Origin of the sequence: Paenibacillus urinalis (assembly GCF_028747985.1) — a bacterium.
GTDB classification, from domain to species: domain Bacteria; phylum Bacillota; class Bacilli; order Paenibacillales; family Paenibacillaceae; genus Paenibacillus; species Paenibacillus urinalis.
The window spans coordinates 3,025,260-3,039,437 of the sequence record NZ_CP118108.1; the positions used below are offsets into that span (position 1 = coordinate 3,025,260).

General features: G+C 42.8%; 11 protein-coding genes. 5 read left to right on the forward strand and 6 right to left on the reverse strand.

The window, feature by feature from the left end:
- Positions 1 to 40 precede the first annotated feature (40 nt).
- Complete coding sequence (locus PUW25_RS14005; RefSeq protein ID WP_047910296.1) at positions 41 to 994, forward strand: L-lactate dehydrogenase; 954 nt, start codon at positions 41 to 43, stop codon at positions 992 to 994.
- Between the two features lie 55 nt (positions 995 to 1,049).
- On the opposite strand, the gene PUW25_RS14010 is transcribed toward PUW25_RS14005, so the two are convergent.
- Entirely contained in the window at positions 1,050 to 1,613 is a 564-nt protein-coding gene (locus PUW25_RS14010; RefSeq protein WP_047910297.1) for a TetR/AcrR family transcriptional regulator, read from the reverse strand.
- 167 nt (positions 1,614 to 1,780) lie between these two features.
- On the opposite strand from PUW25_RS14010, the gene PUW25_RS14015 reads away from it, so the two are divergent.
- On the forward strand, positions 1,781 to 3,259 hold the full coding sequence (locus PUW25_RS14015; protein ID WP_047910298.1) for a DHA2 family efflux MFS transporter permease subunit: 1,479 nt from the start codon (positions 1,781 to 1,783) through the stop codon (positions 3,257 to 3,259).
- Between the two features lie 249 nt (positions 3,260 to 3,508).
- Positions 3,509 to 4,489: a YpdA family putative bacillithiol disulfide reductase gene (locus PUW25_RS14020; RefSeq protein WP_047910299.1), complete on the forward strand. Its 981-nt coding sequence runs from the start codon at positions 3,509 to 3,511 to the stop codon at positions 4,487 to 4,489.
- Positions 4,490 to 4,587: 98 nt separating this feature from the next.
- Here PUW25_RS14020 and PUW25_RS14025 read toward each other — a convergent pair whose 3' ends face one another.
- The 3 genes from PUW25_RS14025 to PUW25_RS14035 form a co-directional block, all read right to left on the reverse strand.
- Entirely contained in the window at positions 4,588 to 6,297 is a 1,710-nt protein-coding gene (locus PUW25_RS14025; RefSeq protein WP_047910300.1) for an ABC transporter substrate-binding protein, read from the reverse strand.
- Positions 6,298 to 6,749: 452 nt separating this feature from the next.
- A complete protein-coding gene (locus tag PUW25_RS14030) occupies positions 6,750 to 8,237 on the reverse strand; it encodes a DHA2 family efflux MFS transporter permease subunit (RefSeq protein ID WP_047910698.1) in 1,488 nt (495 codons plus the stop codon).
- A gap of 58 nt (positions 8,238 to 8,295) precedes the next feature.
- Entirely contained in the window at positions 8,296 to 8,874 is a 579-nt protein-coding gene (locus PUW25_RS14035) for a TetR/AcrR family transcriptional regulator (RefSeq protein WP_047910301.1), read from the reverse strand.
- A gap of 291 nt (positions 8,875 to 9,165) precedes the next feature.
- Here PUW25_RS14035 and PUW25_RS14040 point away from each other — a divergent pair, with 291 nt between their 5' ends.
- Positions 9,166 to 10,041, forward strand: coding sequence for a hypothetical protein (locus PUW25_RS14040; protein WP_047910302.1), 876 nt, complete (start codon positions 9,166 to 9,168; stop codon positions 10,039 to 10,041).
- Positions 10,042 to 10,300: 259 nt separating this feature from the next.
- On the opposite strand, the gene PUW25_RS14045 is transcribed toward PUW25_RS14040, so the two are convergent.
- Complete coding sequence (locus PUW25_RS14045) at positions 10,301 to 11,614, reverse strand: alkaline phosphatase (RefSeq protein WP_238546282.1); 1,314 nt, start codon at positions 11,612 to 11,614, stop codon at positions 10,301 to 10,303.
- A gap of 272 nt (positions 11,615 to 11,886) precedes the next feature.
- Between PUW25_RS14045 and PUW25_RS14050 the strand changes: the two genes are divergently transcribed.
- Positions 11,887 to 12,402 carry a hypothetical protein gene (locus PUW25_RS14050; RefSeq protein ID WP_205053031.1) on the forward strand — a complete coding sequence of 172 codons (516 nt, stop codon included), beginning with the start codon at positions 11,887 to 11,889 and terminating at the stop codon, positions 12,400 to 12,402.
- A 151-nt stretch (positions 12,403 to 12,553) separates the two neighbouring features.
- Here the strand turns inward: PUW25_RS14050 and nhaC are convergent, their stop codons facing one another.
- On the reverse strand, positions 12,554 to 13,951 hold the full coding sequence (gene nhaC, locus PUW25_RS14055; protein WP_205053030.1) for a Na+/H+ antiporter NhaC: 1,398 nt from the start codon (positions 13,949 to 13,951) through the stop codon (positions 12,554 to 12,556).
- Positions 13,952 to 14,178: the final 227 nt, after the last annotated feature.

Here is a 14,178-nt window from a genome sequence, read left to right on the forward strand (position 1 = left end):
AAGAACTGGTTAATCATACATATAAAGGAGGGTGAATCGTTTGAAGAATAATGTCAACCGTGTTGTACTTGTTGGCACAGGAGCAGTCGGATGCAGCTACGCCTATTCCATGATCAATCAAGGCTTAGCTGAAGAGCTCGTGCTAATAGATGTTAACGAGAGCAGAGCAGAAGGCGAAGCCATGGATCTGAATCATGGAATGGCCTTTACATTAACACCAACCCGAGTGTGGAGCGGTACTTACGCAGATTGTAACACGGCAGATCTTGTCGTTATTGCGGCAGGACTTCCTCAAAAGCCAGGCGAGACCAGACTCGATCTCATTGACAAGAATACGAAAGTATTTCGGAGCATTATACGCGAGATTATGGACAGTGGATTTGACGGAATTTTTCTCGTAGCTACCAATCCCGTAGATATCCTCACTTATGTAACCTGGAAGGAATCCGGTCTGCCGAAGGAGCGAGTCATCGGTTCCGGCACAACACTGGATTCTGCACGCTTCCGCTACATGATCGGTGATTACCTGCAGGTTGACCCTCGTAATGTACATGCGGCGATTATCGGGGAGCATGGTGATACCGAATTTGCAGTATGGAGTCAGGCTTCTATTGGAATTGAAAGCTTGTCTAAAGTACTGGAGCGCCGGAATAATCCACAAGACCGATCCAAGCTTGATGAGATCTTCGTCAATGTACGGGATGCCGCCTATCATATTATTGAGCGAAAGGGGGCCACCTATTACGGAATCGGAATGTGTCTCGTTCGGATCACTAAGGCCATTCTCGGAAACGAGAACAGCATTCTTACCGTATCCTGTCTTCTGGAAGGCCAATATGGCCAAGAAGATGTATATATCGGAGTACCGGCAATAGTCAACCGCGGTGGTATTCGAGAAGTTATCGAAATTGGACTGGACAAGACAGAAACCGAGAAATTCAATCACTCTGCCTCTGTTCTCAAAGAAATGATTGGCACAATATATAATAAGTAGATTGAATGTCCCTCCCCATGGAGGGATTTTTCATGTTCATATATTGAATTTATGGCTAACTTATAGGCGATCTTTTGTATATCATAGAAATTTGATTCGCCATATGCTCTGAGCTAAAGTGAATTCCGTCACGAATCCACCACATAATAACCCCTATAATTGAAGCTGTCAGGATCTCAATCGATACTAACTGTTCGGGTAATCCTCTCGTTGTCAGTGCTTTATCTCTTCTCGTTTCAATCAAATTCTTGAAGAGAGTAAACAGCCTCGATTCATAACTTTTGTGCTCAAACAATACAGCAAAGAGCTTCCTGTTATCGTATATATAATCCAAGAATCGCGTAAGATCCACTTCGTTATCCAGTATTTCTGATTGGACAAGCGGCTCTATCTTCATCGACAGCTCGTCAAAGATTTCATTCGTCACCTTGGTGATCAGATCATGTATATCCTCATAATGCAAATAAAATGTGGCTCTATTTAATTCTGCGCGTTCGGCTACCTTCTGTACCGTGACCTGTGTAATGGATGGTTCCTCGATCAGAAGCGAAAGCGCAGCTTGTTTAAACATATTTTTAGAGCGAATCGCTCGTGGATCTTCCTTTTTCCTCATAGACAATTCTTTCTCCTTTGTCGATTAAATCGATGTTTATATTCGAATTCTCCTTCCCTGTTGATTAAACAACGCTTTGAAAAATATTGCAAATAGTCAATCCATTTTCATTGTGGTACCATCTATTTTATTGATACGGTGTTGATAAAGCAATGCTTGGAAGGAGTATCTTAATGGAACAAGAGAAACCAGATGTAAAAAAAGGAATCCTATTATTTATTTTAATTTTAGGTTGTTTTTTATCGACCTTGAATCAAACCTTGCTCAATGTAGCTCTAAATGATCTGATGGACGTATTCAAAGTATCGGCTACAACCATACAGTGGCTTGCAACCGGCTTTATGCTGGTGAACGGTGTGTTGATTCCCGCCACAGCTTACCTCATGAAGCGTTTCACCACCAGACAGTTATTTGTGAGCTCCATGCTGCTGCTGTTAATCGGAAGTGTCATTTGTGCAATATCCCCTAATTTCAGTATTTTACTTACAGGGAGAATGATCCAGGCTGCAGGAACAGGAATTATTACACCACTCATGATGAGTGTCATCCTCATTGTCTTTCCCATTGAAAAAAGAGGCAGCGTCATGGGCTTAATCGGCTTTGCCATTATTTTTGCACCTGCAATCGCCCCTACACTGGCGGGTTTTATTATTGAATATGTATCCTGGAGATGGCTCTTCATTGGGCTGGTGCCTTTTGCAGCCATTGTCATTCTACTATCATTAAAATACTTGGCTAACGTTTCTCAGACTGTCAAATCCAAACTTGATGTCGTGAGTGTTGTGTTGTCTACAATCGGCTTCGGCTTTATATTGTATGGATTTAGTACCGCTGGGAGTAAGGGCTGGGATTCCTTAAGTGTGATCCTGTCTTTAATTATCGGACTGGTATTTACCTCTCTATTCTGTGTACGGCAAATCAAGTCCCCGGATCCTTTATTGAACCTGGATGTATTTAAGAATAAGATGTTTACCTTTACTTCTCTCATCAACGTACTCGTTACGATGCTCATGTATGCGGATTTGATCCTGCTGCCAATGTATCTGCAGAGCGGCAAAGGCTTTACCGCCTTTGAAGCTGGGCTGTTACTATTGCCTGGTGCAGTGATTAATGCGCTGTTATCTCCGGTCACAGGCAAGCTGTATGACAAATTCGGTGCAAAACCACTGTTTGTTACTGGTCTGCTGTTCATTATCCCTTCCATGTGGGCGGTGACTGACTTATCCGGTGACACATCTTATATGTATTTAATGATCAGAACCATATGCTTGCGAATTGGCCTAAGCTTTATCACGATGCCGCTAAACACGGCCGGCCTAAATGCCTTGCCAAGACATCTGGGCACACATGGCTCTGCAGTTAACAATACTGTTCGGCAAATTGCAGGAGCGATCGGAACAGCCGTTGTCATTACGATCTATACTGCTCAAGCAGCAAGTCATTCGATCGAGGTTCAAAGTCAAAATCCAACGGCTTCATCCGAGTTTATCGCGACCTTGTCCTCCATATTAGGCTCAGGCGACGCATACTATTTCATGACGATTATAGGGATCATTGCACTTGTACTGACGCTGCTTATGCCTGGTAAAAAAGCGCAAAGACAGGTCACGGAGCAAGCAGTTGAGAAGAAAGAGACTGTACTATCTAAATAGCATTTTAACTGAGTATAATGTAATTGAGGAAGATGCGATCAGCCGTTGCTGCTGTCCATCTTCTTCTTTTTTTGTTGAACTGAATATCCAATCGTTTGCGGCATTAATTATGACATGATATCAACCACACATCAATTTTTTTCATGAAATCAGAGCTAAATAGTAGCACGTATGATAGAATAAGTAACACGAATACGAATTATGAGAATGACAACCGGTTTGCATTTGAATTAAAGGGAGGCAATATATATGGTGGATGTAATTATCATTGGCGGAGGACCTTGCGGGTTAGCAGCGGGTTTAGCATTGCAGGAAAAAGGGATTTCCTATATCATTCTCGAAAAAGAAGCGATTGTTAACTCCATTGTCAATTGCCCAGCCGATATGCGGTTCTACAGTACTTCGGATCGTTTGGAAATCGGCAGAACTCCATTTCTTACACAGGAAGCACGTCCAACCCGATCGGAGCTGCTGAAATATTACCGACTTGTAACAGAGCGAGAGGAGCTAAACGTACACTGTTATCAGAATGTGGTCGGTATAACTTCAAGCCCTGACTTATTCACTGTACAATCGGTGGATGATAAAGGAAACCAGCATACATACCATAGTAAATTTCTTGTCGTTGCCACAGGCATCTATGATAATCCAAGAAAGCTGCATATACCAGGTGAGGATCTGAACAAAGTAAAATACTACTATACGGAAGGGCATTCATATTACCGACGACAGGTTACGGTGATTGGTGGTAAGAATTCAGCTATTGAAGCCGCTATTGATCTCTATCGCTCTGGAGCCCATGTTACACTCGTTCATCGAGGAGAATCCGCACATGTCGGCATAAAGCCTTATCTAATTCCTGACATTCGCAATCTTGTAGAGAAGGAAAAAATTAAATTTTATCCCTTGTCCCATGTGGAAGAAATCACCCACAGTACAGTCTCTATACGCACTCCAGAAGAGCTGGTCAGCATACCCAATGACATCGTATTTTCATTAATAGGCTATCGGCCAGACTTTAGTCTGCTCAGTCAAGCCGGTGTTCAAGTGGATGCGTTGACCTCTGTGCCCTCCTATCGAGCTGATACGTATGAGTCCAACGTTCCCAACTTGTTTCTGGCTGGGGTTGTTACAGGTGGAACGACGAATCGTGTATATATCGAGGACGGCAGATTTCATGGGGGAAAGATTGCGGACGAGGTACAAAAGAGACTGCTTGTATCCGTGTAACAGCTATTTGGATGAATACAACAGAAGACAGCCGAGCATCAACATTCGGCTGTCTTCTTCGTTCCCGTTATAAATATCCTTCAAGGATGTGATATTTACTACACATCTTTACCTGTCCATAATTTAATACGCTCTTTAAGCCATTCTGTGTATTGCTGCTCCATCTCAACCGCACCTGCTTTATCAATCTCCGCCAGCATGCTGTCATAGATTTGATCAAATTGATCCGGAGATGAGACAATCGCTTCTGGAATTCGCTTGCGAATAATATCTTGGGTTTTCTGGAAAATCACGTTGTAATCTGTGTCCGATGGAACCGGCATGTTGTATGCTGCGCCCCACTCTTTCACAGGGAAATCTTCTTCCGTTGGGAACAAGCCTTTCCAAGTATCTACCCCATACGCTTCAAGTGTTTCTTTCTCAACGGGGTTATAGTTCTTAATAATTTCCTCAGGGAAGTTCGTTGTATAATAATTGCCTGTCGAATCTTTCACTCCATCACCATAATGCGCACTGAAGATGTTATACAGACCGACACCGGATTCCTTCGTAAAGTTTGCATTGTCGTTATTTTTCTTCTCCTGAACCTCTGTCGGGATCTTACGAACACCATCTTCTACAACATAATGCTCTCCTTCAACTCCCCAATTACGAAGCACCTGGCCTTCGTCAGAAGCGAGCCAGTCAAGGAATTTAATGGCGCGAACCGGATCTTCACAGCTCGTTGTGATTCCGATACCGTATGCATCCAGACCGATGCTTTGGAAATCGGCACGTTTATATGTTTCGTCCAAAGATACAGGGTAGTGACCATAGGTCTGTTCATACTTTCCTGCAGATTTCAAAGCATTCTCTGCATCACTGTATCCCCATCCTTGGTCAAGCAACCCAAGTACGCGTCCACTTGCAATCTTAGCCTTGTACTGATCATCCTTTTGAATGAAGCTCTCTTTATCCAGCAGACCTTCGTTGTATATTTTGTTCAACCAGCGGAAAAACTCTTTCTCCTCTGGACGCTTGTAATGTAACATCGCTTCGTAAGTTTCAGGATTAATGTAATATTCACCATCATCCGGTGCTCCAGTTACACCGAAAGCTGGATTTGTAACCGTTATCATAATTCTCCATCCATCTGCACTAAGCGAGATTGGAATGGTTGGCTGTCCATCTTCTGTTGTTGGATGCTTTTCATAATATGCACGAATCGCATTCTCAAAATCTTCAAGGGTTTTGATCTCTGGATAACCCAGCTCCTTCACCACTTGATGCTGTATTGAGAAACCGCCTCCTGCATCGAACAAGGTCTCTCCGACACCCGCATTCGTTGGCAGCCAGTATATGGATTGATCTTCATTACTGTATTTAAGGCGGTTCATTTGATCTCCGTAAACCTTCTTCAGATTCGGTGCATGCTCTTCAATGAGATCGGTAAGATCAATCATCGCACCTGCATCAACCAGTTTGGACAAGTTGCCTTTAGGATAGATGAGATCAGGATAATCACCGCTTGCTGCCATCAGAGGGATCTTCTCATCTCCGCCCCCGCTGGATACATCAAACTCGGCATTGATCGTTACACCCGTCTCTTCAATTATCTTCTGGCCTATTGCGTCCTGCATCTTGTTCCAATTCGGACTTGCGTCCGCTCCGAAGAAAGTAAAGGTGATCGGTTCTGTCGAATTCGATTCCGATGAAGCCCCTTCATTTCCGGTACTAGCTCCATCATTCGTATTTCCACAGGCAGCAGTAAACAACATTGTGCTTGCAAGTAGAAGCATGGCCACCGTTTTTGGCGCTTTGTGTTTCATTTGCTGTAATCCCCCTTAGATAGCTTTTTATATTGTATAACAGGCATCCCTGCATATACCGAATTGAAAAGCGAGGAAACATACATACCATTGTAAGCCTTGAAATAAAGCGCTTTAGGAACAAAATGAGATTGATAAATAGAGCATTTGCTGATTATAGTGCAGTGTGCTAGCGAAAAAGAGGAAGCATATCGGAAAAACTAATGAGGTAACGTTTTCGTATCCAAAATGTAAGTGCTTTCATTGGATTCAGTGTATGAAATATCATGGAATAAGTCAATCCTATTTTTTAAAAATATTCCTCATTCACATTTACCTGGATCAATTACACAACTTATCCTCTTGTTTGCAGAAGCCAAAGTTAGAAGGTAATAAATTCACTGCAAAATAAATAAAACGGTAAGCTTCCTGAAACACAGGAAGTCTACCGTTTTATAACTTAAATATCATGATTAATGCATAGGACCTTGCCCACTCTGTTGTCCAGTAACCTGCACCCGCTTAACGAAGAAGGAGATGACAAGCCCGATGACAGCCAAGATTAATGCGAACATAAACGCATTTTGGACACCCGTTGTGAATCCCATGAGTTGATTCTCCGGACTTTCCGGATTCGTCACTCCGCTCAAGAAGCTTGACTGACCTGCACTCAGAATACTTACCGCAACGGCTGTACCAATTGCTCCAGACACCTGCTGAAGTGTATTCATAATAGCCGTTCCGTGCGGATAATACTCCGGCGGAAGCTGGTTCAGACCATTCGTCTGAGCAGGCATCATGATCATGGAAATACCGATCATCATGAATAGATGCAGTGTAATAATCAAGCCCAGTGGAGTCGTAGGTTCAATTCCAGTATACATAAACAGAACGGCAGCCACGACCACTAATCCAATACGAACCAGCCATTTAGGGCCAAATTTATCAAACAAACGACCCATAACTGGAGACAAGAATCCGTTCAACAAGCTGCCCGGCAATAGTACCAATCCGGCTGTCAGGGCAGTAACCGCAAGACCTTGCTGCAAATACATCGGCAATATTAGCATGGACGATAACATCATCATCATACAGAAGAAGATGAGAATGAGCCCAATTGTAAACATTGGATATTTGAATGCACGAAGATCCAGCATCGGCTGCTTCATTCTGAGCTGACGGATGCTGAAGATGAGCAGGGACAAGACACCGATCACCAGGGTGACGATAACTACAGGGCTGCTCCATCCACTGCCGGTTTCACCGTGTCCGCCTGCACTACTAAATCCGTATACGATCCCCCCAAAACCAAGTGTGGATAGGATAATGGAAGGTACATCAATTTTGGGCTTCGTCAATTTCGAGATGTTCGGCAGGAACATTAAACCGCACACCAGCGAAATAATAAAGAACGGCAGCGAAATCCAGAAGATCCAATGCCAGGTCAAGTTAGCTAGAATCAATCCAGAAATACTCGGGCCGCTCGCTGGCGCAAACATAATTACCAGTCCGATCAGGCCCATCGCGGATCCCCGCTTCTCAATCGGGAATATAATCAATATCGTATTAAACATCAGTGGCAGCAATAATGCGGTACCCACCGCTTGAAGCACCCTTGCAATTAATAGCATTTCAAAGGTTGGTGCCAGCGCAGCTACCACAGTACCTGCAATTGAAAAAATTAATGAAGTTGTAAACAATTGTCTTGTCGTAAACCATTGCAGCAGCAATCCAGACACAGGTACTAGAATACCCAGTACCAGCAAATAACCAGTAGTCAGCCATTGAATGGTTGTAGGTCCTACTTCCAGCAGATCCATCAGCGGAGTCATTGCTACGTTAAGTGCCGTCTCCCCAAACAGACCGATAAATCCGCTAAGCAGCATAGCGAACAAAATGGGCAGCACTTTATATTGTTTTTGCTCCTGCCCCTCTTGTACAGTATCAGCTTCAGCTTTCATGGTAACCTCCACGGTTCCATCCTCCTCTTTAATCCATAATAATGATCTCTCTCTAAATCTACCTTGCGTTCTTTGCAACAACCGACAAATAATCTGCAGCCGTCAGCATCGGCTGTTTGTCTTGATTGGTGAGGCTTATAATGAGTGCTCCCTCCAGCAAGGAAATGACCAATAAACCCGTTTCTCGTGCCTTCTGTTCACTAATGCCATCTTTAATGAGATTCTTGGCAATCACTTGCTGCCAATCTGCAAATACGCCCTGACAGGCTTCTCGCAGCTGATGACTTATGCACGATGTCTCGACAGCTGCCCAGAAGCTAAATGGCAAAAACCCAGTAAAACCAGCTGCTTCAGTCTCATCAGCAAGCTTATGAACGAAGAGTTGTATGGCGTCTCCCGTATTGTCGCTGGCTGCAAAGCAAGCTTCAAATTTCTGCAAAATATCCTCGTTTGCTTTTTGAATACATACATGGGCGAGCTCTTCCTTACCATGAGGGAAGTAGTGATACAACGAGCCTTTGGGTGTATTGCTTTCCTTAATAATCTGATTCAGCCCGGTCGCGTGATATCCCTGTGAAAAAAACAGTCTGGCTGCTGTATTAACGATGCATTCCTTCGCATTAGACTTCTCACTCAAGCAGAGTCACATCCTTAAGCATTATAACGATTGGTCTATATAATTAAAACCATATCATTGCTTACTGTCAAGCATTATTTTGAGAAGGGTGCTGCACATCGTTATAGTGCGGATAACATCAGCTTATGGCTCGACATGCATCATCTTACACTTCCTATATTTATCTGATACATGATCATAATTAAATACGTGTTAAATCTATTGAATACAATCAAAGCTTTATTGACCTCTCAATTCTTCTCCTGTAATATATAGTAAATATTATGAAAATTATGGCGAGGAGAGGAATAAATGAGTGTACATTTTCCTTACGATGAGCCTCTGGATTTGGACTCTCTAGTAAATTTGATCCAATCCAACTATACGATCGAGAATTGGGAAGAGGTTCTATCCTTATCCGATCAGCTCATGCAGCTAGCCAAGGAAGTTCATCAGGAGCTAATTGAGACAGACTCCACGTCACATGTTTATAAGGACCATATCATCTATTACTTTGGATACAGTCATCTAATGAATGGTCTCTCCTATCAGAAGCTGGGTGATTTCACCAAATCCAGAGAGTACATCTCCTTCTATGCCAATCTGGACTGGCTTGATGATTCTACTGAAACCGGCAAATATCTGATCGAACACTTCAAATTCTTCTCTTCTGCCAATGAACTGCAGCTGGATATTCTGGATGGTAAGAAGGATCGGCTTCCCGAATATGTTCAATTCCTGGATGCAAACCCCGATCAAGTACTTCAAGGCCTAATCAACATCCTTCGTTCTGCGAATCAATTTAATTATGATGTGGACTCGATCATCACTCACCTATCAGCTTACGTAGAAGATTACACTCATTACAATGATAAAGTAAAAGCAGCACATTACTTGTCCTACCAATATCAGCTCGCACTGTACCGAAATATGAATGAGGAACATTCTACCGCTATTGATATTACACTTCATATTTTGGATGCCGCCGATGAAATGAGGAATGACAAGTATTTCAAAAAGGCAATATCCTTGTTTGAAATTCTTAGGAAATTTGGTACTGTTTCTCAGCTCAAAACGTGTTATGATATACTCAATAAAATTCTTATGAGAGGAGATCTCCCCAATGAAAAAAGGTATTCTAGCCGCTCTGACAGTGTTGGGTCTGTTCATCTTCGTAATTTATCCTGACTTTGTACCGAATTCAATCCAGCTTCTTGATCACGGTTCTGAATTTAGACCTAAATAATCAATGATCTCCTTGCCAGCGATGAACTACATAATGTAAGGCTATTCACACATTTATTTCATGTGCTGTGGATAGTCTTTTTTCGTTCATATTATAGAATAAATGATCGTCTGTTCTTAATGGAAAAAGATCACTTGGGATCGGTATTCTCTCACCTCCCCAGTGATCTTTTTCTTTCAGAGCAACGAGAAATGCTTTGGATTATTTTCCTGGTGTAAATTTAATCTTTAGCGCTTCTGCCATTAATACAGGCAAATCTGTATTCTCATGAAGTCCGATGAATAGATCTGCACCCGGCCCATATGCATACAGCGGTACGTCTACACCTGTATGGTTCAGACTTGTCCATCCAATATTGGCCCGGGCAGAGACAACTTCATTAATTGTGATCGCCGGTTGCTCCGAGGACTTAATCAATTGAACCTCTTCATCTGTAAGCTCAAGTGTAGTATATTTCTTCACAACCTCTTTGACATTACTGCGTGTGGAATTCAGCTGGGTAACCATATAATCACCTGTAGCCGTTACGTTACGAATGACCTCAAGATCGACATCCCCTGGACCGTTTCCGCCAACGGACATTCCTCCCGTATCATGATCCCCAGCTACGACAACCAGTGTGTTCTTGTCCTTCTTGGCAAATTCCAATACAGACTCCAGAGCCTTCTCAAATGCTTCTGAATCCTTCATAGCCCAGGCTGCATCATGATCATGGCCTGCCCAATCAATTTGACTTCCCTCTACCATAAGGAAGAATCCATCTTTGTCTTTGTTGAGGACCTTCAATGCCGTCTCGGTCATTTCTTGCAGGCTAGGCTCATTCGTCGTTTCACGGTCCAATTCCGGAGCCATTCCAGATTCTGCAAATAAACCAATCAGCTTGTCCGATCTTTCAGCACGCTTCAAATCACCTTTGCTTGAGATGTACTGATATCCATCCTTTTTTGCTTCATTGATTAGCGAGTCGGGGAAATATTTTTTGCCGCCGCCCATAATCACATCTACGTCGTTATCGATAAGTTGTGGAGCAATAGCGGACTCATCTGATCGGCTGGCTACGTGTGAGGCAAATACAGCCGGTGTTGCGTGTGTAATGGTAGAAGTCGCAACTAAACCAGAAGACTTGCCCTTCTCCTCCATTGCTTCAAGAATGGTCTTGAGTTCTTTGCCGTCTGGGGAGGTGCTGATCATGCCGTTGTTTGTTTTGACACCCGTTGCAAAAGCGGTGCCTGCTGCAGCCGAATCTGTAATCTCTGAGTTTGCAGAGTATGTACGATGCATTCCGACTAGTATCGAATCCAGTGCTGTTTCTTCTCCTTTGTACCAACGATAATTCGTTGCATAAGAAGCAGAGAAGCCATCCGGAACCATAAAGATGACATTATCGACTTTTCTATTATTATTTTGATTCCCCTTTGCATCTAGGATGGGCAAGTTACTTCCAGCAGTTATAGTTCCAAGAGCAATTGCTGATACGGCCGAAATCGTAATTACCTTTTTTCTCAATTTGTTCACTATGATTCCTCCTTTGAATTCAAATCTATTAGAATATAAGGCTCTTATATTAACTCTATATTTTCTTATCGTTTACTCTATGTAATAAATTATAAACTGCCCTCATTTCTGCATGAATCAATTTACATAAGACGATTAGAGTATCAAATAAGACTAAAGTATTAATTTTGTTTTTATGGAATTATTTTGCTATTTTCTACTTACTTCGACACACGATACATGCTACATTAACTCTGGTTTCAAATATAAATTACGATATGGAGGATGATGATGTGAAGTATTGGAACAAATCGAAGGCGAAGTGGATGATTGCTGCGGTTGCAGCTCTAACATTAACAGTGGCTATTCCCATTTCGTCGGTTATGGCTGAGGATTCCACAGCTGAAGTCAGACAAGTAGATAAATCTGCTGTTGGTGCACCTAACGTGACTATTATTCGGGCCAATGGTGAAGTTATTTCTCCTATGGAAGCAGGTGAATGGGATTATCTCGGTCAGCGATCAACCGTATCCTCTCAAAATCCCACAAACTATGTCCACTCTGGAGGTGGTGATTTCAAATTTCAAGTTGCCAGCGGACCAAGTGGCGGCGCTTGGTATCAGTTACGTGAATATGATCCGGGCAGTAATGCGGATGAGCTCGTAACCGGTTACGAGTACTTATTGTACCCTGGAGACACACTTATCTATAGGGGAATCGGAAGCTATGTGGATGGGGACAACAAAAAGGCAGAATTTTATGTATACGAAAGCTTCAGCGGCTCCGGCTCCGTAAAGTATTGGGATTAAATAAAGCCTTACATCTCTTAAACTTGCTGTAGTTCGCTAATATATATGCAGCCGCTAAGAGACACTAGTTACTAGTTATTCTAGATTTCCTTCACAACAGGTACTAGTGCTCTGTATTCGGCTGCTTAATTATTTACTATAACTAGATGATTCATTTCTGCGTGTTCTTTATCGTTTTTGGCAATGAGATGCCAGTGAATCCATAGAACACCGTGATGAGAGGACATAACAAGCAGAACATCGCAAATGGTGCATATTCCACAACGGAAACTCCCAGCACAGAGGTAATAAACACACCACACACACTCCATGGTACAAGAGGATTCACTACCGTTCCCGCATCCTCAAGCACACGTGACAGATGCTTTGGTTCAAGCCCTGCTTTTTTATAATAATCTTTAAACGCATTTCCTGTTAATAAGACCGACAAATACTGCTCTCCAATAATAAAATTGACGGCTACAGCCATTCCTGCGGTAGAGCAAATGAGGATCGAAACACGATTTAAGAATCGCTGTACGATAGACAATAACGCAGGTATAATTCCAAGTCTGAACAGCAAGCCTCCCATACTTAACGCGAGCAGTATAACAGACACACTGAACATCATACTCTCTATTCCGCCTCTAGTCAGCATGGAATCCACATCCTCCACACCACTGGCAGATTGGTAACCAGAATAGAGCAGTTCCAGCATTCCTTTCATTTCCAGGCCATTACCCGTCCAGATGGAGATGATTAACGCCGACAACGTACCTCCCAGCAAGGCAGCGGTAACAGGCACCTTCATAAAGGCAAGCACCGCAAGGATGACAAATGGAAGAAGTGCATATCCATTAACAAGATTCAACTGGATCAAGGTCTCTTTTACCAGCTCGATCTGTTCTATACTTGTACTCGTTTGTTCAGGAGACAGCACTAGGAATACGATGAATGATATAATAAATGCCGGAATTGTCGTCCAGGCCATATTTTTAATATGATCAAATAGATCCGCACCCGCTACCGTAGCAGCAAGGTTTGTTGTATCTGATAGAGGTGACATCTTATCCCCAAAAAATGCTCCTGAAACAATGGCTCCGGCCGTGATTACCGGTGACATATCCAGTGCCGTACTCGCACCTATGAACCCAACACCCAAGGTTGCTGCCGTCGTTAGTGAGCTGCCAAGACTAACTCCGATAATAGCGGTAACTAGGAAGACGATCGCATAGAAGAATCTACCCGACACCAGCTCGACCGATAAATAGATGAAGGTTGGAATCGTCCCGCTAGCCATCCAGCTGCTGATCAGCATGCCGATGAAGAAGAAGATCATGACAGCACCAATTCCGGATTTAGCCCCTTCTGCCATAGCTCCTTCCAATTCTTTAAACCCGACCCTCTTTATAGCACCGTAAATTAACAAAAATACAATACCGGATATCACTGCAATATGAGGAACTGCTTTAACTCCAATTATCAGGTACCCAAGCAGTCCCATTAACAGAGCCGTTATCACTACAGCTTCTATGGAATGGATCTTTAATACCTTATTTTCTTGATTCATATTTGCCTCCATATCAAAATCGTAATGCACGTCAACATAAAAAAGCCCCTTCGCTTTAGTGACGAAAGGACTCATTAGCACCGCTCTTATAGCGGAGGAATCATTCAGAACTCCAACTCTCTGTAAGCTTTGTTACCGTCTAGGTGCGAAATATATCCATCTGTTGACAAAATACAATTATCAACTTTTTCACTAAGATGCTAAAATGCTTTTAAGCGTTAAATCGT

Excerpts from the sequence above, each read along its gene's own strand:
- PUW25_RS14015 (WP_047910298.1), top strand. The coding sequence starts at position 1,781 with ATGGAACAAGAGAAACCAGATGTAAAAAAAGGAATCCTATTATTTATT.
- PUW25_RS14020 (WP_047910299.1), top strand. The coding sequence starts at position 3,509 with ATGGTGGATGTAATTATCATTGGCGGAGGACCTTGCGGGTTAGCAGCG.
- PUW25_RS14025 (WP_047910300.1), bottom strand. The coding sequence starts at position 6,297 with ATGAAACACAAAGCGCCAAAAACGGTGGCCATGCTTCTACTTGCAAGC.
- PUW25_RS14030 (WP_047910698.1), bottom strand. The coding sequence starts at position 8,237 with ATGAAAGCTGAAGCTGATACTGTACAAGAGGGGCAGGAGCAAAAACAA.
- PUW25_RS14040 (WP_047910302.1), top strand. The coding sequence starts at position 9,166 with ATGAGTGTACATTTTCCTTACGATGAGCCTCTGGATTTGGACTCTCTA.
- nhaC (WP_205053030.1), bottom strand. The coding sequence starts at position 13,951 with ATGAATCAAGAAAATAAGGTATTAAAGATCCATTCCATAGAAGCTGTA.